Origin of the sequence: Klebsiella sp. HMSC25G12, assembly GCF_001807705.1 — a bacterium.
In the GTDB taxonomy this organism is placed as follows: Bacteria; Pseudomonadota; Gammaproteobacteria; order Enterobacterales; family Enterobacteriaceae; genus Klebsiella; species Klebsiella variicola.
Window position 1 is genome coordinate 1 of record NZ_KV789910.1, and the last position, 20,811, is coordinate 20,811.

Below are 20,811 nucleotides of genomic sequence, written 5' to 3' on the forward strand. Positions count from 1 at the left end.
GATTTGGCTTTCTGTACAGCGTCCATGCTCAGCGCACGAATAGCGTTAGCAAGCTCTTTACGTGAGGACATTTTGACTCCAGTTCGGACTGTTGAAGGCCATGCCCTTAACGACTTGACGAGAGCGCGTTTTGGGCTACGCCGGAAAAAAGTGTGAACAATGTAACCCAAGCGACAAGTCATGTACATGGAGCATCCTTTTGCCCTTTAAGAAATCTCTGGAACAGGTTGTGCTACCCCGGAATCCGCTCGCCCGCATCCTGCGATACTCTTTATAATTTACGCAGAATACGGTTCCCTGCCGTCGCCGTATTGTCGGATAAACAACCATAAGATTGTGGAAGATAAAAAAATGAAAATTCGCTCAACCGTACTTGCTCTTGGGATCGCAGCAACCCTCACCGGATGTCAGAACATGGACTCCAATGGTCTGCTCAGCTCAGGCGCCGAAGCCTTCCAGGCGTACTCCCTCAGCGACGCGCAGGTGAAAACCTTAAGCGACCAGGCCTGTAAAGAGATGGACGCCAAAGCGAAAATCGCCCCGGCCAGCAGTGAATACAGCCAGCGTTTGAGCAAAATCGCGACCGCGCTGGGCGATAACATCAATGGCCAGCCAGTGAACTACAAGGTCTATGAGACCAAGGATGTGAACGCCTTCGCGATGGCGAACGGCTGCATCCGCGTTTACAGCGGGCTGATGGACCTGATGAACGATAATGAAGTTGAAGCGGTTATCGGCCACGAAATGGGTCACGTTGCGCTGGGCCACGTGAAGAAAGGCATGCAGGTCGCGCTGGGGACCAACGCCGTGCGTGCGGCGGCGGCCTCCGCCGGCGGCATCGTCGGCAGCCTGTCGCAGTCGCAGCTGGGCGATTTAGGCGAAAAACTGGTGAACTCGCAGTTCTCCCAGCGTCAGGAATCGGAAGCGGATGACTACTCTTATGACCTGTTGCGTAAGCGCGGCATCAATCCGTCGGGACTGGCCACCAGCTTCGAAAAACTGGCCAAGCTGGAAGCCGGTCGTCAGAGCTCTATGTTTGACGATCACCCGGCCTCCGAAGCTCGCGCCCAGCATATTCGCGATCGCATGAAAGCCGACGGGATTAAATAATCGACAGCGGGAGGCATTATCGCCTCCCTTTTTTATATCCCTGTAAAAATATTTAGCCGCATGAATTGATAACTTAAGCGCACAAACCGTTAATTATTGCTGCACCTCGTCACAGCCAATTATTTTAAGCGCTGTCACTCAGCAAGATATTATTTGGCAAATAAAAAACAGCGTACACAATCCGCCTTTCAGAACCGCGTTCCTCCAGATAATAAATAGTCCACCCCTCTTCGCCAAACGCAGCCGGCGTGCGCCACACAGCTTGTTTCCTGGCGATACCATTGCTCACACAATGATTGCTTTCGACATTATTTCAGGAGAATATCGCGACTGCAGTGATTCCCTTGAATATATCGACAGACAGAGAAGTGCCTTCAGTGAAAAAAGAATTATCGTTAATCGCACTTGGCATTATTGCCGCCACGCCGACTTTCGCCAGCCAACAATCCGCCAGTCAGGGCTTTATTGACGACAGCCATCTGGATCTCTTTTTGCGTAACGCGTATATCAAACGTGATTATCGCGATGGGTTGCCGGATAAAGCCGAATGGGGCCAGGGGATTATCGCCACCTTCGAATCGGGCTTTACCCAGGGACCGGTCGGCTTTGGCGTGGACGGTATCGCCCAGTATGCGGTGCGCCTTGACGGCGGTCGCGGGCGCAGCGGCGCGGGCGGGATCGACTTTTTCGCCCAGGATGACGACGGCCGCGCGAAATCCGACCTCGCCAAATTCGGCGCTACCGGCAAAATGCGCTTTTCGAATACCGTGCTCAGCTACGGCAGCCAGCGGCCGATGCTGCCCATCGTCTACGCTGACGATTCACGCCTGCTGTACGAGAGCTATACCGGCACCATGCTCACCTCGCGCGAAATCGACGGCCTGGAAATTAACGCCGGTTATCTCACCGACCAGCAGCGCAAAAGCGACGACAGCCATAACAGCGGCCTGAAAAGCCTGACCTTCGGCGGGGCAAGCTACCGGTTCAACGACCAGCTCAGCGGCGCGCTGTACGCGTCACACGTCGAAGATGTGCTGAACAAACAGTATCTTGGCCTGAACTATAAGCAGCCGTTCGCCGCCAACCAACAGCTGGTTCTCGATTTCAACGGCTATAACTCACGCCTGGATCAAGAATATGCCGATGCCAATGACACCGGTCGCAGCAATAGCATCTGGAGCCTGGCCGCCAGCTACATCTGGGATATTCATACCTTTAAAGTCGCTTATCAGCAAAGCAGCGGCAGCACCGGTTACCACTACGGCGGCTACCAGAACCAGGGCGGCGTCGGCGATGGCGGGAACACCATCTGGCTGGCCAACTCCTACTGGTCTGATTTTAACGGGGAAGATGAACGCTCCTGGCAGGCATCGTACGGACTGGATTTTGCCGGGCTGGGATTACCGGGGCTGACCTGGACCACCGCCTATGTGCGCGGTGATAACATTAAAACTTCAGAGACCAGCAACGGCAAAGAACACGAATGGTTCAACCAGGTTCAATACCAGGTACAAAACGGCGTGGCGAAAGATTTGAAATTCAGACTACGCTATTCGGTGCTGCGCGTTTCCAGCAACGCCAGCGACTATAACGTCAGCGGGAATGAAGTCCGGTTCTACGTCGAATATCCGTTTAACGTGTTTTGACGCGATAATGACCCCTCTCCTGCGCGCCGGCCCTCTCCCGGCGCACAGGAGCACTCGCCCGGCGCCTTGATAACCCCTCTGTGCCGCGCGCAACCCTCTCCCGGGAAGGGAGAGGGTCGGGGTTACCCGGCTTATTCGCCCTTCTTCGCCGCCTGGATGTAGAGCATTTCCAGAGCGAGAGTCGCCGCCGCCAGAGCGGTAATTTCGGACTGATCGTAGGCCGGAGCGACTTCCACTACGTCCATCCCCACGATGTTCAGATCCTTCAGGCCACGCACCAGTTTGATCGCCCGGTCTGAGGTCAATCCGCCGATAACCGGGGTCCCGGTGCCTGGCGCAAACGCCGGATCCAGACAGTCGATATCAAAGGTCAGGTACACCGGCATGTCGCCGACGATCTGCTTCACCTGGGCAATGACGTCATCAACGCTGCGGTCGTTAACCTGGCCGGCGTCCAGCACCGTAAAGCCATTATCTTTGTCGAACTCGGTACGGATACCAATCTGCACGGAGTGGTTCGGATCGATAAGCCCTTCGTTCGGCGCGGTGTAGAACATGGTGCCGTGGTCGAACTCGCAGCCGTTGGCGTAAGTGTCGGTGTGGGCATCGAAGTGCACCAGCGCCATTTTACCGAAGTGCTTAGCGTGGGCGCGCAGCAGCGGCAGGGTAACAAAGTGGTCACCGCCGAAGGAGAGCATGCGCTTGCCTGCCGCCAGCAGCTTCTCGGCGTGGGCCTGCAGCTTCTCGCTCATTTCGCGCGCGTCGCCGAAGGCGTACACCAGATCACCGCAGTCCACCACGTTCAGGCGTTCGCGCATGTCAAAGTTCCACGGGAAACGGTTGTGCTCCCAGGCGAGGTTAGTGGAAACCTGACGGATAGCCGCCGGGCCATGACGGCCACCCGCGCGCCCGGAGGTCGCCATATCGAACGGCACGCCGGTGATGACCCAGTCCGCATCGCTTTCATACGGCATGAAGTTCATTGGCAAACGCAGAAAGCCAAAGGCATTGGATACCAGGGAGTTATCGTATTGATGACCTAAAGTGCTCATGGATATGACCTCTTTTCGCAGTCGTGGAACGTAAAAAATAAGTATAAAAAAACCCCTCCGCGTCGTTAGGCCCGACGAGGAAGGGTTTGATAGATAAATCGCTTATTGGCGTGAATTATCGCCGGTAATGCATACGGGTTCAAGTAAGTATCGCATTCCGCCGGATGACGGCTTCGCCTTATCCGGCCTACCTTCGCAGGCCCGGTAAGCGCTAAGCCACCGGGCATCAATGGTTACTCGTCTTCCAGATAAGTATAGCCGTACAGTCCCGCCTCAAACTCTTCGAGGAACTGCTGCTGCAGCGCGTCGTCCAGGCCGGTATTTTTCACCTGATCGCGGAACTGGGTCAGCAGCGTGTTCGGATCCAGCTGCACATACTGCAGCATATCCGCCACGGTATCGCCCTCGTCGGACAGCTCAACCTCAACGCTGCCGTCAGGGAAGACGAACACGTCCACCGCCTCGGTATCGCCAAACAGGTTATGCATGTTGCCAAGGATCTCCTGATAGGCGCCGACCATAAAGAAGCCCAGCATCGGCGGGTTCTCCGGGTCGTACTCCGGCATCGGCATGGTGGTGGCGATCCCGTCGCCGTCCACGTAGTGATCGATGGCGCCATCGGAGTCGCAGGTGATGTCCAGCAGCACCGCGCGGCGCTCCGGCGACTTGTTCAACCCTTCCAGCGGCATCACCGGGAACAGCTGATCGATCCCCCAGGCATCCGGCATCGACTGGAACAGCGAGAAGTTGACGTAGATTTTATCCGCCATCCGCTCCTGCAGCTCATCGATGATGGGACGATGCGCGCGGTTGCTCGGGTCGAGCTGCTTCTGCACTTCATGACACATGTTCAGATACAGCTGCTCGGCCCAGGCGCGCTCCTGCAGGTTGAAGGTGCCAGAGGAGTAGCCGATATGGATATCGTGCAGGTCCATCTGGCTGTCGTGCAGCCATTCGCGCAGCGAGCGGCGGTTGCCGGTCTCGTGCATCTCCAGCCAGGTTTCCCACATGCTCTGTAGCGGACGCGCGGCGTCTTCCGCCGGCGGGGTCGCCTCAGTGTATTCGTTACGCTCCACGCCGATGATGTTGGAAACCAGCACGGTATGGTGCGCGGTCACCGCGCGGCCGGATTCGGTGATCACCGTCGGGTGCGGCAGGCCGTTCTCTTCGCAGGCATCGCCGATCGCCCAGATGATGTTGTTGGCGTATTCGTTCAGACCGTAGTTCACCGAGCAGTCAGACTGCGAGCGGGTCCCTTCATAGTCCACGCCCAGACCGCCGCCGACGTCAAAGCACTGAATGTTGACGCCCAGCTTATGCAGTTCGACGTAGAAACGCGCGGATTCACGCACGCCGGTGGCGATATCGCGAATATTGGCCATCTGCGAACCGAGGTGGAAGTGCAGCAGTTGCAGGCTCTCAAGGTGCCCTGCGGCACGCAGGATCTCGACCAGCTGTAGTACCTGGGTCGCCGCGAGGCCAAACTTGGACTTCTCTCCGCCGGAGGATTGCCATTTTCCGGAGCCCTGCGAGGCCAGACGCGCACGCACGCCAAGGCGCGGCACCACGTTCAGGCGCTCGGCCTCTTCCAGCACGATGGCGATTTCCGACATCTTCTCGATGACCAGATAGACCTTGTGGCCCATCTTCTCGCCCACCAGGGCCAGACGGATGTATTCGCGGTCTTTATAGCCGTTACAGACGATGACGCTGCGGGTCATCCCGGCGTGCGCCAGCACGGCCATCAGTTCGGCTTTCGAACCGGCTTCCAGTCCCAGCGGCTCGCCGGAATGGATCAGCGATTCAATCACGCGACGGTGCTGGTTAACCTTAATCGGGTAGACAAGGAAGTAATCGCCATTATAACCGTACGATTCACGCGCGCGTTTGAAGGCGGCGTTGATCGAGCGCAAGCGGTGCTGCAGGATCTGCGGGAAGCAGAACAGCGCCGGCAAACGTTGCCCTTGCGCCTCGCGGGCTTTGACTAATTCCGCGAGGTCCACGCGCGCTTCCGGGACGTCCGGATCCGGGCAAACGCTGATGTGGCCCAGTTCGTTGACGTCATAATAGTTATTGCCCCACCAGGCAATATTATAAGTACGCAGCATCTTGCTGGCTTCCTGGGAGCTCATCGCTACCTCCTGCATGGAACGTAGTACACCGTGTTCGCCTGCTGACGAAGGCGAAACCATAGACATGTCGTCAGACATAGCGAACCTCAATTTTTAATAATAAGTGTAAGACAGTTAACTACTATCGCAGTCCAAAGATGCGATAACAACCCATGAACAGTCCTAAAGCCCAGCACTATCTGCTGGTTTTGCGACTGCGCGACCGGTTTCTTATTCATATCATCGTAAAACACGTAGCCGAACAGAGTATGACAGTCCGGAGAAACCACGAGAAAACTCTTGCCTGGCAAGAGCGCCCTTGTTCAGTTTTCTAACGACCGACCGGCCCTGGAATCCTGAGAAGCGCCGAGATGGGGTGAACATCGGCTGGTTTGCATGAGAGAGATGCAGGTTGCGGAGTGCTGACGCGCGACAGAACGACGCGACGAATCAAGCGAAAAACATTGGTTCATTATCTGGTATCACCTCCACACCGCCCTGCGACAGGGTCGGCGACAAGCCAAAGCTATACATACCGGGCAACAGGCGCTACGCCGCTGCGAGATTCTGTAAATACAGACTGCTTAACCCGGCTGGAAGTGGCACCACAGGGCGATGCCCCGTGCGCTTTTTTAATGAGCCGCGCGCGGCGTTTTATACCGAGAAGCAGGGTAAAAAGCAAAATAAAAATGTGTGCGTTTGCGCGGTTGTCAGGAAAATTTGCCAGGCGGGTTTTCCCATAAATGCGACCGCCATCAAAAAAGGCTGGAAATGGGCTCAAGAATTGACCTAAAATAGCCATCCAGAAGTTAATCCGTCTATACTGATTAACACTCAGACTGCTCGTGTCGCTACCTGCGCGGCTTTGCGCTGATTATCCACCAAAGCCACATTACACAACAGTATGAGCTATCCGAATCGTCCACAGGTGAAATAAAATATGGCAAAACACCTTTTTACGTCTGAGTCCGTATCAGAAGGGCATCCTGACAAAATTGCTGACCAAATCTCTGATGCCGTGCTGGATGCGATCCTCGAGCAGGATCCGAAAGCGCGTGTCGCATGTGAAACCTATGTCAAAACCGGCATGGTGCTGGTAGGCGGCGAAATCACCACCAGCGCATGGGTTGATATCGAAGAGATCACCCGCAACACCGTCCGCGAAATTGGCTACGTGCATTCCGATATGGGCTTTGACGCCAACTCGTGTGCCGTTCTGAGCGCCATTGGTAAACAGTCTCCGGACATCAACCAGGGCGTCGACCGTGCCGACCCGCTGGAACAGGGCGCAGGCGACCAGGGTTTGATGTTTGGCTATGCGACCAACGAAACCGACGTGCTGATGCCGGCGCCGGTGACCTATGCTCACCGTCTGGTGCAGCGCCAGGCTGAAGTGCGTAAAAACGGCACCCTGCCGTGGCTGCGTCCGGATGCGAAAAGCCAGGTGACCTTCCAGTATGACGACGGCAAAATCGTCGGCATCGATGCGGTGGTTCTGTCCACGCAGCACGCGGAAGACATCGACCAGAAATCCCTGCAGGAAGCGGTGATGGAAGAGATCATCAAGCCGACCCTGCCGACCGAATGGCTGAACGCTTCGACCAAATTCTTCATCAACCCGACCGGACGTTTCGTTATCGGCGGCCCGATGGGCGACTGCGGTCTGACCGGTCGTAAGATCATCGTTGATACCTACGGCGGCATGGCTCGTCACGGCGGCGGCGCGTTCTCCGGTAAAGATCCGTCTAAAGTTGACCGTTCCGCAGCCTACGCGGCGCGCTATGTGGCGAAAAACATCGTTGCCGCGGGCCTGGCCGATCGTTGTGAAATTCAGGTCTCCTACGCTATCGGCGTCGCTGAACCGACTTCGATCATGGTGGAAACCTTCGGCACCGAGAAAGTGCCTTCTGAACAGCTGACCCTGCTGGTGCGCGAGTTCTTCGACCTGCGTCCGTACGGCCTGATTCAGATGCTGGACCTGCTGCACCCGATCTACAAAGAAACCGCGGCTTACGGTCACTTTGGTCGCGAGCATTTCCCATGGGAAAAAACCGACAAAGCGGCTCTGCTGCGCGAAGCGGCCGGTCTGAAATAACCCCTGCTTCCTCTCTTCAAGGCCAGCCTCGCGCTGGCCTTTTTGTTTCCGTCTCCCTCCCCCCTGCGCTTCGCTTCAGCGAAACGCGGTAACGCGATGAAAGCGATTACATTATGATGACTGCCCCTTTGTTTCCATAACAGGCATAGCGTGCGGGTATTTTTCACAATGTTACATATTGTTTCGGTCAACTCTGATTACCGTTTTTCAAAATGTCGACTATCCTTGTATATACTGCTGATTTAAAAAGCATTTAATGGATTACGTTTCTTTACCTTTGTGTAAACGATTACACAGCCGTGACTATAATCACGTTTTTTTACCGTCGAGTGTCCTACCCTAACCATCGACAGAATCAATAACTCAACTGGAGGGCGTTATGCCTGACAACAAAAAACAAGGGCGTTCGAACAAGACTATGACGTTCTTCGTCTGTTTCCTCGCCGCGCTGGCTGGCCTGCTGTTCGGCCTTGATATCGGTGTTATTGCGGGTGCCTTACCCTTTATTGCCAATGAGTTCCAGATTTCAGCCCACACCCAGGAGTGGGTGGTCAGCTCCATGATGTTCGGGGCTGCCGTCGGTGCGGTCGGCAGCGGCTGGCTCTCCTTCAAACTGGGCCGTAAAAAAAGCCTGATGATCGGCGCCATCCTCTTTGTCGCCGGCTCTCTGTTCTCCGCTGCCGCGCCAAACGTCGAGATCCTGCTGGTTTCCCGCGTGCTGCTGGGCCTGGCGGTGGGCGTCGCTTCATACACGGCTCCGCTGTATCTGTCGGAAATCGCGCCAGAGAAAATCCGCGGCAGTATGATTTCGATGTACCAGCTGATGATCACCATCGGGATCCTCGGCGCCTATCTCTCTGACACCGCTTTCAGCTACAGCGGCGCGTGGCGCTGGATGCTCGGCGTGATCATTATTCCGGCGGTATTGCTGCTGATCGGCGTTATCTTCCTGCCGGACAGCCCGCGCTGGTTCGCCGCCAAACGTCGTTTCGTCGATGCCGAACGCGTGCTGCTGCGCCTGCGCGATACCAGCGCCGAAGCGAAACGTGAGCTCGACGAAATCCGCGAAAGCCTGAAGGTGAAACAGTCCGGCTGGTCGCTGTTCAAAGACAACAGTAACTTCCGCCGCGCGGTGTTCCTCGGTATTCTGCTGCAGGTGATGCAGCAGTTCACCGGCATGAACGTCATCATGTACTACGCACCGAAGATTTTTGAACTGGCGGGCTATGCCAACACCACCGAGCAGATGTGGGGGACGGTGATCGTCGGTCTGACCAACGTGCTGGCCACCTTTATCGCTATCGGTCTGGTCGACCGCTGGGGCCGTAAACCAACGCTGATCCTCGGCTTTATCGTGATGGCCGCGGGCATGGGCGTGCTGGGTAGCATGATGCACATCGGCATTCACTCCTCTACCGCGCAGTACATCGCCGTCCTGATGCTGCTGATGTTCATCGTCGGTTTCGCCATGAGCGCCGGTCCGCTGATTTGGGTACTGTGTTCCGAAATCCAGCCGCTGAAAGGCCGCGACTTCGGCATCACCTGCTCCACAGCGACCAACTGGATTGCCAATATGATTGTCGGCGCCACCTTCCTGACCATGCTCAACTCGCTGGGCAGCGCCAACACCTTCTGGGTGTACGGCGGTCTGAACGTGCTGTTTATCCTGCTGACTATCTGGCTGATTCCGGAAACCAAAAACGTCTCGCTGGAACATATTGAACGTAACCTGATGCAGGGTCGTCCGCTGCGTGAAATCGGCGCCCGCGACTAACCCGCCTGAGCTTCCTCCCCTCCCGGGAGGAAGCTTCCTCTTGCTCTCCCCCGCCCGTCGCACTATCCTCTGGCGCTATGAAAACACCCCGTATTCCCATCGCTATTCAGCAGGCCGTGATGCGCAGCCTGCGGGAGCATCTCGCCAAAGCGAACCTCAAACTGGAACGCCGCTACGCTGAGCCGACGCTGGTCTACCAGCAGCGCGGTACCTCCGCCGGCACCGCCTGGCTGGAGAAAAACGAAATTCGTTTAAATCCGGTGCTGCTGCTGGAAAATCAGCAGGAGTTTATCGATGAAGTGGTGCCGCACGAGCTGGCGCACCTGCTGGTCTGGCAGCACTTTGGCCGCGTCGCGCCGCACGGTAAAGAGTGGAAATGGATGATGGAGAACGTCCTTGGCGTTCCCGCGCGTCGCACTCACCGTTTTGAACTCGATTCGGTCCGCCAGAACACCTTCCCCTACCGCTGTCGCTGTCAGCAGCATCAGCTCACCGTCCGTCGCCATAACCGGGTGGTGCGCGGCGAGGCCACCTACCGCTGCGTTCACTGCGGCGATCTGCTGGTGGCTGAAAAATAACCATCAGAATTTATTAGAAACTTTCTGATCTGACTGATTGCATCCAGCACCCTCATTCGCTACGTTGCGGGCTCGTTTTGACACGGAGTTAACGATGTCCCGTATGCATATTTTAGCCGTTGCGGTATTGAGCACGGCAGTCAGTGGCCCGCTCGCGGCCGCCGGTATTAATAGTTTTTCCCAGGCCAAGGCCGCTGGCGTCAAAGTGAACGCCGACGTTCCGGGCGACTTTTATTGCGGCTGTAAAATCGACTGGCAGGGTAAAAAAGGCGTTATCGATCTGGAATCTTGCGGCTATAAAGTGCGTAAAAATGAGAACCGCGCCAGCCGGGTTGAATGGGAACACGTGGTGCCGGCGTGGCAGTTCGGCCATCAGCGCCAGTGCTGGCAGGAAGGCGGGCGGCAAAACTGCGCCAAAGATCCGGAGTACCGCAAGATGGAAAGCGATATGCACAACCTGCAGCCGGCGGTAGGGGAAGTCAATGGCGATCGCGGCAACTTTATGTACAGCCAGTGGAACGGCGGTGAAGGCCAGTACGGCCAGTGCACCATGAAGGTCGATTTTAAAGATAAAGTCGCCGAGCCCCCTGCCCGCGCCCGCGGCGCTATCGCCCGCACCTACTTCTATATGCGCGACCGCTACCAGCTGAATCTTTCCCGCCAGCAAACTCAATTGTTTACCGCCTGGGATAAACAGTACCCGGTCACCGCCTGGGAATGTGAGCGCGATGAGCGCATCGCGAAAGTGCAGGGCAACCATAATCCGTATGTCCAGCAGGCTTGCCAGGCGCAAAAGAGCTAACCTACACTAGCGGCAATTGTTAATTTGCAGCCCTGTGCTTCCCGCCCGGTGGCGGGAAGCTGGCATCTGCGCAACGAACGGAATATCAAGCATGCGCATTCCTCGCATCCATCATCCAGAACGCCTCACTGTCGGCAGCCAGATTGCGCTGAGCGATGACGCGGCCAACCACGTCGGTCGCGTCCTGCGCATGACCGCAGGTCAGCACCTACAGCTTTTTGACGGCAGTAACCAGGTATTTGACGCCGTCATCACCGAGGCCGGCAAGAAAAATGTCACGGTTGAAGTGCTCAGCGGCGAACCCGACGATCGTGAATCGCCGCTGCATATTCACTTAGGCCAGGTGATGTCGCGCGGTGAAAAAATGGAATTTACTATCCAGAAATCGATCGAACTCGGGGTAAGCCTCATAACGCCACTGTTTTCCGAGCGCTGCGGCGTTAAACTGGACGCCGAACGTTTGCAGAAGAAGATCCAGCAGTGGCAGAAAATCGCTATTGCCGCCTGCGAACAGAGCGGTCGTAATGTGGTACCGGAAATACGTCCGGCCATGCAGCTGGAAGAGTGGTGCGCCGAGCAGGACAGCGGGATGAAGCTCAACCTGCACCCGCGCGCCAGCGCCAGCATTAATACGCTGCCGCTACCGGTTGAACGCGTCCGTTTGCTGATTGGTCCGGAAGGTGGGCTATCGGCAGAAGAGATAGCGATGACCGCGCAATACCAGTTTACTGATATCCTGTTGGGACCGCGCGTTCTGCGTACAGAGACTACTGCGCTCACCGCCATCACCGCCCTGCAGGTGCGTTTTGGCGACTTAGGTTGAGGCGTTAACGGAGAAGAACCATGATCAAGCTCGGCATCGTGATGGATCCCATCGCAACCATCAACATCAAGAAAGACACCAGCTTCGCTATGTTGCTGGAAGCGCAACGTCGCGGCTATGAACTCCATTATATGGAGATGAACGACCTCTATTTGATCAACGGCGAAGCCCGCGCCCGTACGCGCACGGTGAGCGTCGAACAGAACTACGATAAATGGTATGACTTCACCGGTGAGCAGGATCTGCCGCTGGCCGATCTTGACGTTATTTTGATGCGTAAAGATCCGCCGTTCGATACCGAATTTATTTATGCCACCTACATCCTGGAGCGGGCGGAAGAGAAAGGCACGCTTATCGTCAACAAGCCGCAGAGCCTGCGCGACTGTAACGAGAAGCTGTTCACCGCCTGGTTCTCTGAACTGACGCCGGAAACGCTGGTCACCCGCAATAAAGCCCAGCTGAAAGCCTTCTGGGAAAAACACGGAGATATCATTATGAAGCCGCTCGATGGCATGGGCGGCGCCTCTATTTTCCGCGTCAAAGCCGGCGATCCGAACCTTGGCGTGATCACGGAGACCCTGACCGAGCTCGGCAGCCGCTACTGCATGGCGCAGAACTATCTGCCCGCCATTAAAGACGGCGACAAGCGCGTGCTGGTGGTGGACGGCGAGCCGGTGCCTTACTGCCTGGCGCGTATTCCGCAGGGCGGCGAGACCCGCGGCAACCTGGCCGCCGGCGGCCGTGGCGAAGCTCGCCCGTTGACCGAAAGCGACTGGGAAATTGCCCGCCGCGTCGGCCCGACGCTGAAAACCAAAGGTCTTATCTTCGTCGGCCTGGATATCATCGGCGACCGTCTGACGGAAATTAACGTCACCAGCCCCACCTGCGTGCGTGAGATTGAAGCCGCCTTCCCGGATATTTCGATCACCGGCATGCTGATGGACGCTATCGAAAGACGTATCACCAAATAAACACCAGGGCGGATAAACGTCCGCTCATGGCGCAGCGAGCGCGGTTGACCGCGCTCGTGAAACGCCGCCAGCCAGGCGCCACTCGGGCGCCAGCCAGATAAAGTGCATCGACACTATTCTACTTTGCCCGCATACTGGGTGTTGCTTTTTGAACCAGGAACAGAACCTCTGACAATGAATTTACAGCATCACTTTCTGATTGCCATGCCTGCGCTTCAGGACCCGATTTTCCGCCGCTCCGTGGTCTATATCTGCGAGTATAACGACGAGGGAGCCATGGGCATTATTATCAATAAGCCGCTGGAAAATCTGCAGGTGGAAGGGATCCTTGAGAAGCTCAAGATTGTTCCGGAGCCGCGCAATCCGGAGATCCGTCTGGATAAACCGGTGATGCTGGGCGGCCCGCTGGCGGAAGACCGCGGTTTTATTCTGCATACCCCGCCCTCTGACTTCTCCTCGAGTATCCGCATTTCGGATAACACAGTGGTCACCACCTCGCGGGATGTTCTTGAAACCTTAGGTACCGACAGGCAGCCGGGCAACGTACTGGTGGCGCTGGGCTACTCCTCATGGGAGAAAGGGCAACTGGAGCAGGAGATTTTAGATAATGCCTGGCTTACCGCCCCTGCCGACCAGAATATTCTCTTCCGCACGCCCATCGCCGATCGCTGGCGCGAGGCGGCTAAACTGATTGGTATCGACATTGTGACGATGCCAGGCGTCGCGGGGCATGCATGATGAGCGGAACCTTTCTCGGCTTTGATTTCGGCACCAAAAGCATCGGCGTGGCGGTGGGGCAACGCATCACCGCTACCGCGCGACCGTTACCGGCGCTGAAGGCGCAGGACGGTAAACCAGACTGGAATGTCATCGAAAAACTGCTCAAAGAGTGGCAGCCTGAGGCGGTGATCGTTGGCCTGCCGCTGAATATGGACGGCACCGAGCAACCGCTGACGGCGCGCGCGCGGAATTTCGCTAATAAAATTCATGGCCGCTTTGGCGTCGCGATCGTCCTTCACGATGAACGTCTGAGTACGGTGGAGGCTCGGGCAGGCTTATTTGAACACGGCGGCTACCGCGCGCTGAATAAAGGTAGCGTTGATTCGGCCTCAGCCGTGGTCATTCTGGAAAGCTACTTCGAGCAGAGCTTTTAGGCTCTGCTCTCCTGCGCCGCCGGCAAATGGCTGACGGCGCGCTTCTGACCGCTTAGTGGCGCAGATGTTCGTTCGCCCAGCTCACCGCTTGAGTGCGATTCTTCACGCTCAGTTTACGAAACACATTGTACAGGTGCGTACGCACCGTGTTCTCGCTGATAAACAGGGCACGGGCAATATCCAGATTCGTCGCCCCGCAGCGCAGCTCGTTGAGGATCTCACATTCCCGCTCGGTGAGTGGCGAGTTCTCAACGGGCGCCGATGCATGGTCCGCAGCGTACATCGCCGGGTGCATCACGCTCAATTCAGCCGTCTGTTCGCCGTTCAGTACGGCCTTAACGCCCTCAATTAAGCGCGATTCATCATCGTCATGGCGGAACACGCCATATAAAGCCGGCCACTGCGCCATTTCGTATAACTCATACTTTTGTGCGCTATTGATAATCAACAAGCGAGGATTATCTGCCTGCAGTCGAATAATATCTCGCCATACCCCATTTAATTTCTTATTTGAAACTGCGATATCAAATAATATTACAGAATCTTTCGCCAGGCGTTGTGCCAGTGGTTTATTAATATTTTGTAAAACCACTGGTGCCATCAGGGTTTCGCTCAGATAGCTGGCAAAAGCTTTGCTCTGAATTGACGGATGGGTAATAAATGTGACCTGACGAGAAGATGATGAATTTCCATTTAAATTAATCACTTAAAACTCTCCTTAGCTGCTACCCACCGCCATGGTGGTTAAATGAATAAAAAAATATACAAACAGTCGTGAATTTATAAATAGCCTTGGCAATTTACAAAGCGAAACGTTATTCCATGAGAATCATCCTATTCCCGTAAACAGCATAAATCGAATACCTCAAAGCTGTCAAAAGGTAATCAAACTTTTTTCCTGGAAATGCGTATTCACTGTCGACATATCGCAACTGAATGTGTTATTTGAATTTATTCAGAATGGTTATTTGTATTACCAAATAATATAAATAAACAGCCATCAAACATTCAGTTAACATATCATTTAACCCACCCTGCCTGCTTCACGCTGCTCTTACAGCTCGCCTGCGGCGACACGTTGCTGAAAACTCTGCGTAAATGTCAGCATTCCGGCCTGCATCCCGGTCTGCATTATGCCGGGCAACTGATGCACTTTTCCTTCACGGATCAAGTTAGCTACTGCGGGGGTATTGACCAAAAGCTCGTATAGCGCAACTCTCCCGCCCTGACGTGCAGGTAACAATTTTTGCGCCAGCACCGCGCACAGGCTTCCGGCCAGCTGACTACGAACCTGATCTTTCTCCTCTGCCGGAAAGACATCGATCAATCTCTCCAGCGCCGGCGCCGCGCCGCGGGTATGTAATGTCGCCATTACCAGATGTCCGGTCTCCGCAGCCGTTAACGCCAGACGAATGGTTTCGCTGTCCCGTAGCTCCCCGAGCAGGATCACATCCGGATCCTGGCGCAGCGCCACGCGGAGCGCCGCGGCGAACGAAGGACAATGACGGCCAATCTCCCGCTGCTGGATCAGGCAGCGCTCGCTGTGATGGATAAACTCCACCGGGTCCTCCAGGGTCAGAATATGGCCATCAAGATGCTGGTTGAGATGCCCCACCATCGCCGCCAGGGTGGTCGACTTGCCGCTGCCCGTCGCTCCGGTGACCAGCAGCAGGCCACTCTCTTCCGCCAGCAGCTCGCTCAGCGCAGGCGGGGCGCCCAGCGTCTCCAGACGCGGGCACTGTTCAGGCAGAAGGCGTAGCACCAGCGATATTCCACGCGTATGGGCGAAAGCGCTGGCGCGCAGCCGCGAACCGCAGGCCAGGGTCAGCGCAAAGTCAATCTGTCCCTGTTCCTGCCAATGCTGTAACTGTGCGGCATCAAGCCAGCAGTTGAGTAAATCCGGGATATCCGGCGCGGGAAACGGGGCGGGCTCCAGCTTGCCCTGCCGCCGCCAGCGCGGTGCGGCGGAATTGCACAGGTGTAGATCGGAGACATTATGCTTTACACTAAGGGCTACGATTTCTTCCAGCTTCATAACTCATCCTCGGAATATGAACGATATTGCGCATAACCTGGCACAGGTCCGGGACAAAATCTCCGGTGCCGCCGCTCGTTGCGGGCGTGCGCCAGAAGAAGTGACATTGCTTGCAGTGAGTAAAACGAAACCTGCGAGCGCGATCGAAGAAGCCATCGCGGCAGGCCAGCGGGCATTTGGTGAAAACTACGTCCAGGAGGGCGTGGAGAAGATTAACCATTTCCAGCAGGCCGGCGTCAGTGGGCTGCAGTGGCACTTTATTGGCCCCCTGCAGTCCAACAAAAGCCGGCTGGTGGCAGAGCATTTTGACTGGTGCCACACCGTCGATCGGCTGAAAATCGCCACCCGCCTGAACGAACAGCGCCCGGCGCATCTGCCGCCGCTGAAGGTGCTGATTCAAATCAACATTAGCGATGAGCAGAGCAAATCCGGCATCCCGCTGGAAGCGCTCGATGGATTAGCGGCAGAGATCGCTGAGTTACCTCATCTGGAGCTGCGCGGTCTGATGGCCATCCCCGCGCCTGAGTCAGAATATGTAAGGCAGTTTGCCGTCGCCCAGCAAATGGCGGTAGCATTTGCGCGATTAAAAACGCGGTACCCCACGGTCGATACGTTGTCTCTGGGAATGTCGGACGATATGGAAGCCGCAATCGCGGCGGGAAGCACGATGGTGCGCATCGGCACAGCTATTTTTGGTGCGCGCGACTACAGCAAATAATAAGGAATCTGAGGAACGCCATGAAGACGTTGACTTTCCTGCTTTCAACGGTCATTGAGCTTTACACGATGGTCGTGTTGTTACGCGTCTGGATGCAGTGGGCGCGCTGCGACTTTTACAACCCGTTTTCGCAGTTTGTGGTGAAGGCCACCCAGCCGATTGTCGGGCCGCTGCGCCGGATTATCCCGGCGATGGGGCCGATTGACAGCGCCTCGCTGCTGGTGGCATTTATTCTCTGCGTCATTAAAGCGATCGTGCTGTTTATGGTGATCACCTTCCAGCCGATCATCTGGATCTCCGCCCTGCTTATTCTGCTGAAAACCATCGGCTCATTGATCTTCTGGGTGCTGCTGTTGATGGCGATCATGAGCTGGGTCAGCCAGGGCCGTAGTCCGGTGGAGTACGTGCTGATGCAGCTGGCGGACCCGCTGCTGCGCCCTATCCGCAACCTGCTGCCGTCGATGGGCGGTATCGATTTCTCACCGATGGTGCTGGTGCTGCTGCTGTACGTGATTAATATGGGTGTCGCCGAGGTGCTGCAGGCCACCGGTAACGTGCTGCTGCCGGGGCTGTGGATGGCGCTATGAGTGCCGTTGAAACCTGTGCTGACGGGCTGGTGCTGAGGCTGTACATTCAGCCGAAGGCCAGCCGCGATAGCATCGTGGGCGTACATGGCGACGAGCTCAAAGTCGCCATTACCGCCCCGCCCGTTGATGGCCAGGCCAATGCCCACCTGGTGAAATTTCTCGCCAAACAGTTCCGCGTCGCCAAAAGCCAGGTACTGATTGAAAAAGGCGAGCTGGGTCGCCATAAGCAAGTTAAAATCATCGCCCCACAACAGATCCCGACTGCGGTCGCGGCGCTAACTGAATAAACAGGATTCATCATGCAAAAAGTCGTCCTCGCGACCGGCAACGCCGGTAAAGTGCGCGAACTGGCCTCGCTGCTGGAAGATTTTGGTCTCGATATCGTCGCTCAGACCGAGCTGGGCGTGGACTCTGCGGAAGAGACCGGCCTGACCTTTATTGAAAACGCGATTCTGAAAGCGCGTCATGCGGCACAGATCACCGGCCTGCCGGCCATCGCCGACGATTCCGGTCTGGCCGTCGATGCGCTTGGCGGCGCACCGGGTATTTACTCCGCCCGCTATTCCGGCGTCGACGCCACCGACCAGCAGAATCTTGAGAAGCTGCTCGACGCGTTAAAGGACGTGCCGGACGACCAGCGTCAGGCGCAGTTCCACTGCGTGCTGGTCTATCTGCGCCATGCCGAGGATCCCACGCCGCTGGTGTGCCACGGCAGCTGGCCTGGGGTAATCACCCGACAAGCCGCCGGTACGGGTGGCTTCGGCTACGACCCGATATTCTTCGTCCCGTCCGAAGGGAAAACCGCGGCCGAACTGAGCCGTGAAGAAAAGAGTGCGATTTCCCATCGTGGGCAAGCGCTAAAACTGTTACTGGAAGCATTACGTAATGGCTAATTTGCCGCCGCTGAGTCTCTATATTCATATTCCCTGGTGCGTGCAGAAATGCCCGTACTGCGACTTTAATTCGCATGCGCTGAAAGGCGAGGTGCCGCATGACGATTACGTCCAGCATCTGCTAAACGACCTGCAGGCCGATGCGCAATATGCTCAGGGACGGAAAATAGGCACTATTTTTATCGGCGGCGGTACGCCAAGCCTGCTGTCCGGCCCGGCCATGCAAACCCTGCTGGATGGCGTCCGCGCCTGCCTGCCGCTGGCCGCCGGGGCGGAAATCACCATGGAAGCCAACCCGGGCACCGTGGAGGCCGATCGCTTCGTTGATTACCAGCGCGCCGGGGTGAACCGTATCTCCATCGGCGTACAAAGCTTTAGCGAACCGAAGCTGCAGCGCCTGGGGCGGATCCACGGTCCGGAGGAGGCCAAGCGCGCAGCACGTCTCGCCAGCGGCCTCGGCCTGCGCAGCTTCAATCTCGACCTGATGCACGGTCTGCCGGACCAGTCGCTGGAGGAGGCGCTGGACGATCTGCGTCAGGCGATTGCCCTCAACCCGCCGCACCTGTCGTGGTACCAGCTGACCATTGAGCCGAACACCTTGTTCGGCTCCCGGCCGCCGGTGCTGCCGGATGACGACGCGCTATGGGATATTTTCGAGCAGGGGCATCAGCTGCTAAGCGCCGCTGGCTATCAGCAGTACGAGACGTCCGCCTACGCTAAACCGGGCTTCCAGTGTCAGCATAATCTCAACTACTGGCGCTTTGGCGACTACCTCGGCATCGGCTGCGGCGCGCACGGTAAGATAACCTTCCCTGACGGACGCATTCTGCGGACCGCCAAAACCCGCCACCCGCGCGGGTATATGGAAGGCCGTTACCTCGAGCGTCAGCATGATGTGGAAGAGGCGGATAAACCGTTTGAGTTCTTTATGAACCGTTTCCGCCTGCTGGAGGCCGCGCCGCGCGCAGAATTTAGTCGCTATACCGGTCTTGATGAAGCGGCGATCCGCCCGCAGCTGGACGCGGCGATAGCCCAGGGCTATCTGCAGGAAGACGAGCAGAACTGGCAGATTACCGAGCACGGTAAGCTGTTTTTGAATTCCCTGCTCGAACTCTTCCTTAACGAATAAATATCACCCTTGTCCTTCCCTTTATCGTTTTAACGGGAAGGACAATAGTTCGAATTTATCGAAATATCAACCTCGTCATTCCCGAACCATTCTTTTAAAATATTTCATCATCTAATTAATTCACTTTTATTTATAGAAACCAAATATAATTGAAGCCATAAAAGCCGTTATTTCAGTGCCTCATTGAGAAAAAGTGTGAGTCAGGCAGCTTAAAGATGTACGACAACAAGGATAATATGTCATACAGAAACAAAGCATGACGCTTAAGATATTGACCAATTACCACAAGTGCATGGAGCCAACTTATGAAAAAATACGCTTTTTCTCGTTCTCTGATAGCAATATCTTTGCTTGCTCTATTCTCTTCAGGAGCCAGCGCAGCTGAAAAAATCACGTTAAAACTGGCACATAACCTTGAACGCAGTCACGTGGTGCATCAGGCGTTTGAAGAGATGGCCAAAGAGGTAAACCAACTTTCTGACGGTAATATGAAGATTCGTATTTACCCCAGTAGCCAGATGGGCAGCGCACGAGAAACGATGGAGTTATTACAAAATGGCGCGCTGGATTTGACCAAAGGTTCCGCCAGCGATCTGGAGTCATTTGATAATATCTATGCGATATATAATTTACCGTTCCTGTTTAACGATCAAAATCATTTCAATAAGGTGGTCTTCGGAGAAGCGGGCAAGGAAATAATGGATTCGACGAAAGAGAAAGGATTCTTTGCCCTTTCCGCTTATGTCGCCGGAACCCGAAGTTTTTATGCCAAAAAGCCCTTCACCAAACCGGAAGATTTAAAAGGACTGAAGATCCGCGTGCAGGCCAGCCCGACAACCTTAAAAATGATTGAATTAATGGGCGGCTCCCCGACACCAATCCCCTTTGGTGAGGTTTATACCGCCATGCAGCAAGGGGTGGTGGACGGCGCGGAAAATAACGTGCCCTCCTGGGTGCAGACTCGCCATATCGAAATCGCGAAAGTATTCTCTGAAGATGAGCATGCCTCCATCCCTGACTTCCTCGTTATCTCCAGCAAAACCTGGGACAAACTGACGCCGGGACAGCAGCAAATCCTGGTCAAAGCGGCCAAAGCCTCAGAGGTTTATCAGCAACAGCTGTGGCAGAAGATCGACGCCGATACCCGCGCTCAGGCCAAAGCCCTGGGGGGCGAAATTATCAAAGTGGATAAAGCGCCGTTCCGCGCCGCCGTGCAGCCGCTATTTGATGACTTTAAGAAAGATCCAAAACAGGCCGCTCTGCTGGCCAAATTTGACGCTGCCGCTGAATAACCTTTAACGGGCCAGCCGCTGGCCCGCTTTCACCAGGAAAT

Annotated in this window: 23 protein-coding genes; 16 read left to right on the plus strand and 7 right to left on the minus strand. The window is 55.9% G+C overall.

Translation table 11 applies throughout. From position 1 onward, the window contains the following. The coding region (locus HMPREF3096_RS31945; RefSeq protein ID WP_370655577.1) for a hypothetical protein at positions 1 to 71 on the minus strand (71 nt) is incomplete at its 3' end. A gap of 280 nt (positions 72 to 351) precedes the next feature. Here HMPREF3096_RS31945 and HMPREF3096_RS20895 point away from each other — a divergent pair. Both HMPREF3096_RS20895 and HMPREF3096_RS20900 read left to right on the plus strand, forming a co-directional pair. Next, on the plus strand, positions 352 to 1,110 hold the full coding sequence (locus HMPREF3096_RS20895) for a metalloprotease LoiP (RefSeq protein WP_012540572.1): 759 nt from the start codon (positions 352 to 354) through the stop codon (positions 1,108 to 1,110). A gap of 377 nt (positions 1,111 to 1,487) precedes the next feature. Further along, positions 1,488 to 2,756: an OprD family outer membrane porin gene (locus tag HMPREF3096_RS20900; RefSeq protein ID WP_008806455.1), complete on the plus strand. Its 1,269-nt coding sequence runs from the start codon at positions 1,488 to 1,490 to the stop codon at positions 2,754 to 2,756. Between the two features lie 131 nt (positions 2,757 to 2,887). Here HMPREF3096_RS20900 and speB read toward each other — a convergent pair whose 3' ends face one another. The 4 genes from speB to HMPREF3096_RS31570 form a co-directional block, all read right to left on the minus strand. After that, complete coding sequence (gene speB, locus HMPREF3096_RS20905; RefSeq protein WP_002916572.1) at positions 2,888 to 3,808, minus strand: agmatinase; 921 nt, start codon at positions 3,806 to 3,808, stop codon at positions 2,888 to 2,890. A 233-nt stretch (positions 3,809 to 4,041) separates the two neighbouring features. Next, the gene (gene speA, locus HMPREF3096_RS20910; protein WP_008806456.1) at positions 4,042 to 6,018 is read right to left on the minus strand and encodes a biosynthetic arginine decarboxylase; all 1,977 of its coding nucleotides are present in this window, start codon (positions 6,016 to 6,018) and stop codon (positions 4,042 to 4,044) included. An 8-nt stretch (positions 6,019 to 6,026) separates the two neighbouring features. Continuing rightward, positions 6,027 to 6,158, minus strand: a complete 132-nt coding sequence (gene yqgB / locus HMPREF3096_RS29725) for an acid stress response protein YqgB (RefSeq protein WP_002916578.1) — start codon at positions 6,156 to 6,158, stop codon at positions 6,027 to 6,029. Positions 6,159 to 6,445: 287 nt separating this feature from the next. Beyond that, positions 6,446 to 6,721 carry a hypothetical protein gene (locus HMPREF3096_RS31570; RefSeq protein WP_136047534.1) on the minus strand — a complete coding sequence of 92 codons (276 nt, stop codon included), beginning with the start codon at positions 6,719 to 6,721 and terminating at the stop codon, positions 6,446 to 6,448. A 138-nt stretch (positions 6,722 to 6,859) separates the two neighbouring features. Between HMPREF3096_RS31570 and metK the strand changes: the two genes are divergently transcribed. The 8 genes from metK (at position 6,860) to ruvX (ending at position 14,116) form a co-directional block, all read left to right on the plus strand. Further along, complete coding sequence (metK, locus tag HMPREF3096_RS20915; RefSeq protein WP_008806457.1) at positions 6,860 to 8,014, plus strand: methionine adenosyltransferase; 1,155 nt, start codon at positions 6,860 to 6,862, stop codon at positions 8,012 to 8,014. 379 nt (positions 8,015 to 8,393) lie between these two features. Next, positions 8,394 to 9,788, plus strand: a complete 1,395-nt coding sequence (locus HMPREF3096_RS20920) for a sugar porter family MFS transporter (RefSeq protein ID WP_008806458.1) — start codon at positions 8,394 to 8,396, stop codon at positions 9,786 to 9,788. 77 nt (positions 9,789 to 9,865) lie between these two features. Then, positions 9,866 to 10,366 carry a SprT family zinc-dependent metalloprotease gene (locus tag HMPREF3096_RS20925; protein WP_008806459.1) on the plus strand — a complete coding sequence of 167 codons (501 nt, stop codon included), beginning with the start codon at positions 9,866 to 9,868 and terminating at the stop codon, positions 10,364 to 10,366. A 94-nt stretch (positions 10,367 to 10,460) separates the two neighbouring features. Beyond that, the gene (endA, locus tag HMPREF3096_RS20930) at positions 10,461 to 11,168 is read left to right on the plus strand and encodes a deoxyribonuclease I (protein WP_008806460.1); all 708 of its coding nucleotides are present in this window, start codon (positions 10,461 to 10,463) and stop codon (positions 11,166 to 11,168) included. A gap of 91 nt (positions 11,169 to 11,259) precedes the next feature. Further along, a complete protein-coding gene (gene rsmE, locus HMPREF3096_RS20935; protein WP_008806461.1) occupies positions 11,260 to 11,991 on the plus strand; it encodes a 16S rRNA (uracil(1498)-N(3))-methyltransferase in 732 nt (243 codons plus the stop codon). Between the two features lie 20 nt (positions 11,992 to 12,011). Further along, complete coding sequence (gene gshB, locus HMPREF3096_RS20940; RefSeq protein WP_032731245.1) at positions 12,012 to 12,962, plus strand: glutathione synthase; 951 nt, start codon at positions 12,012 to 12,014, stop codon at positions 12,960 to 12,962. Between the two features lie 174 nt (positions 12,963 to 13,136). Then, positions 13,137 to 13,700 (plus strand): YqgE/AlgH family protein, encoded by a 564-nt coding sequence (locus tag HMPREF3096_RS20945; RefSeq protein WP_012540566.1) that lies wholly within the window; start codon positions 13,137 to 13,139, stop codon positions 13,698 to 13,700. After that, the gene (gene ruvX / locus HMPREF3096_RS20950) at positions 13,700 to 14,116 is read left to right on the plus strand and encodes a Holliday junction resolvase RuvX (RefSeq protein WP_012540565.1); all 417 of its coding nucleotides are present in this window, start codon (positions 13,700 to 13,702) and stop codon (positions 14,114 to 14,116) included. Before HMPREF3096_RS20945 ends, ruvX begins: the two co-directional genes overlap by 1 nt. Before the next feature lie 52 nt (positions 14,117 to 14,168). Here ruvX and HMPREF3096_RS20955 read toward each other — a convergent pair whose 3' ends face one another. Further along, a complete protein-coding gene (locus HMPREF3096_RS20955; protein WP_004205179.1) occupies positions 14,169 to 14,822 on the minus strand; it encodes a LuxR family transcriptional regulator in 654 nt (217 codons plus the stop codon). Positions 14,823 to 15,170: 348 nt separating this feature from the next. After that, complete coding sequence (locus HMPREF3096_RS20960; protein WP_032731246.1) at positions 15,171 to 16,151, minus strand: type IV pilus twitching motility protein PilT; 981 nt, start codon at positions 16,149 to 16,151, stop codon at positions 15,171 to 15,173. A 16-nt stretch (positions 16,152 to 16,167) separates the two neighbouring features. On the opposite strand from HMPREF3096_RS20960, the gene HMPREF3096_RS20965 reads away from it, so the two are divergent. The 6 genes from HMPREF3096_RS20965 (at position 16,168) to HMPREF3096_RS20990 (ending at position 20,770) form a co-directional block, all read left to right on the plus strand. Then, positions 16,168 to 16,869 (plus strand): YggS family pyridoxal phosphate-dependent enzyme, encoded by a 702-nt coding sequence (locus HMPREF3096_RS20965; RefSeq protein WP_012540563.1) that lies wholly within the window; start codon positions 16,168 to 16,170, stop codon positions 16,867 to 16,869. Positions 16,870 to 16,889: 20 nt separating this feature from the next. Continuing rightward, positions 16,890 to 17,456 (plus strand): YggT family protein, encoded by a 567-nt coding sequence (locus HMPREF3096_RS20970; RefSeq protein ID WP_004205182.1) that lies wholly within the window; start codon positions 16,890 to 16,892, stop codon positions 17,454 to 17,456. Next, positions 17,453 to 17,743 (plus strand): DUF167 family protein YggU, encoded by a 291-nt coding sequence (gene yggU / locus HMPREF3096_RS20975; RefSeq protein WP_002916614.1) that lies wholly within the window; start codon positions 17,453 to 17,455, stop codon positions 17,741 to 17,743. The genes HMPREF3096_RS20970 and yggU overlap by 4 nt, the downstream gene beginning before the upstream one ends. Before the next feature lie 12 nt (positions 17,744 to 17,755). Then, positions 17,756 to 18,349 (plus strand): XTP/dITP diphosphatase, encoded by a 594-nt coding sequence (locus HMPREF3096_RS20980; protein ID WP_012540562.1) that lies wholly within the window; start codon positions 17,756 to 17,758, stop codon positions 18,347 to 18,349. After that, positions 18,342 to 19,478 carry a radical SAM family heme chaperone HemW gene (gene hemW / locus HMPREF3096_RS20985; protein WP_023298217.1) on the plus strand — a complete coding sequence of 379 codons (1,137 nt, stop codon included), beginning with the start codon at positions 18,342 to 18,344 and terminating at the stop codon, positions 19,476 to 19,478. The genes HMPREF3096_RS20980 and hemW overlap by 8 nt, the downstream gene beginning before the upstream one ends. A gap of 305 nt (positions 19,479 to 19,783) precedes the next feature. Next, positions 19,784 to 20,770, plus strand: coding sequence for a TRAP transporter substrate-binding protein (locus HMPREF3096_RS20990; RefSeq protein ID WP_032731247.1), 987 nt, complete (start codon positions 19,784 to 19,786; stop codon positions 20,768 to 20,770). The last annotated feature ends 41 nt before the right edge of the window (positions 20,771 to 20,811 follow it).

Coding starts and splice junctions, on each gene's coding strand:
- HMPREF3096_RS20960 (WP_032731246.1), bottom strand. CDS start 16,151: ATGAAGCTGGAAGAAATCGTAGCCCTTAGTGTAAAGCATAATGTCTCC.
- HMPREF3096_RS20970 (WP_004205182.1), top strand. CDS start 16,890: ATGAAGACGTTGACTTTCCTGCTTTCAACGGTCATTGAGCTTTACACG.
- HMPREF3096_RS20965 (WP_012540563.1), top strand. CDS start 16,168: ATGAACGATATTGCGCATAACCTGGCACAGGTCCGGGACAAAATCTCC.
- hemW (WP_023298217.1), top strand. CDS start 18,342: ATGGCTAATTTGCCGCCGCTGAGTCTCTATATTCATATTCCCTGGTGC.
- yggU (WP_002916614.1), top strand. CDS start 17,453: ATGAGTGCCGTTGAAACCTGTGCTGACGGGCTGGTGCTGAGGCTGTAC.
- metK (WP_008806457.1), top strand. CDS start 6,860: ATGGCAAAACACCTTTTTACGTCTGAGTCCGTATCAGAAGGGCATCCT.
- gshB (WP_032731245.1), top strand. CDS start 12,012: ATGATCAAGCTCGGCATCGTGATGGATCCCATCGCAACCATCAACATC.
- speB (WP_002916572.1), bottom strand. CDS start 3,808: ATGAGCACTTTAGGTCATCAATACGATAACTCCCTGGTATCCAATGCC.
- ruvX (WP_012540565.1), top strand. CDS start 13,700: ATGAGCGGAACCTTTCTCGGCTTTGATTTCGGCACCAAAAGCATCGGC.
- endA (WP_008806460.1), top strand. CDS start 10,461: ATGTCCCGTATGCATATTTTAGCCGTTGCGGTATTGAGCACGGCAGTC.
- HMPREF3096_RS20895 (WP_012540572.1), top strand. CDS start 352: ATGAAAATTCGCTCAACCGTACTTGCTCTTGGGATCGCAGCAACCCTC.
- HMPREF3096_RS20920 (WP_008806458.1), top strand. CDS start 8,394: ATGCCTGACAACAAAAAACAAGGGCGTTCGAACAAGACTATGACGTTC.
- yqgB (WP_002916578.1), bottom strand. CDS start 6,158: ATGAATAAGAAACCGGTCGCGCAGTCGCAAAACCAGCAGATAGTGCTG.
- HMPREF3096_RS20945 (WP_012540566.1), top strand. CDS start 13,137: ATGAATTTACAGCATCACTTTCTGATTGCCATGCCTGCGCTTCAGGAC.
- speA (WP_008806456.1), bottom strand. CDS start 6,018: ATGTCTGACGACATGTCTATGGTTTCGCCTTCGTCAGCAGGCGAACAC.
- rsmE (WP_008806461.1), top strand. CDS start 11,260: ATGCGCATTCCTCGCATCCATCATCCAGAACGCCTCACTGTCGGCAGC.
- HMPREF3096_RS20925 (WP_008806459.1), top strand. CDS start 9,866: ATGAAAACACCCCGTATTCCCATCGCTATTCAGCAGGCCGTGATGCGC.
- HMPREF3096_RS31570 (WP_136047534.1), bottom strand. CDS start 6,721: ATGGCTATTTTAGGTCAATTCTTGAGCCCATTTCCAGCCTTTTTTGAT.
- HMPREF3096_RS20980 (WP_012540562.1), top strand. CDS start 17,756: ATGCAAAAAGTCGTCCTCGCGACCGGCAACGCCGGTAAAGTGCGCGAA.
- HMPREF3096_RS20990 (WP_032731247.1), top strand. CDS start 19,784: ATGAAAAAATACGCTTTTTCTCGTTCTCTGATAGCAATATCTTTGCTT.